Raw genomic sequence first — 275 nt, 5'->3', positions numbered from 1 at the left:
ATGACGGGGCCGTCGCCGAAGTCATACTGCAACCACATCCCCGGCTCCGTGATCCACGGCCGGTGCACCCGCACCCGGCCAAGCCGGAACGCAGCACGGACCTGCGCGACCGCGCGCCGCGTCGACCGCTCCGACCCCGCAAAGCCCAGGCCGATCAGTTTCGCGTGGGCCCGGTCCGCACGGATCTTGCCCTGAGAGGCCTCCACCCATTCCTCGATCTTGGGCAGGAACGGGTCCGTGACCCGGCCCCGGTAGGCGGGCTCCGCGAGCGGCCG

At 72.0% G+C, this 275-nt stretch carries 1 pseudogene; it reads right to left on the bottom strand.

Annotated elements, in window-relative coordinates:
• Positions 1–275, bottom strand: a pseudogene (locus QN357_RS19405) (IS21 family transposase); the annotation flags it as partial.

The organism is Cryobacterium sp. RTC2.1 (assembly GCF_035018685.1).
GTDB classification, from domain to species: domain Bacteria; phylum Actinomycetota; class Actinomycetes; order Actinomycetales; family Microbacteriaceae; genus Cryobacterium; species Cryobacterium glucosi.
This window is presented reverse-complemented; position numbering and strand designations above follow the sequence as displayed.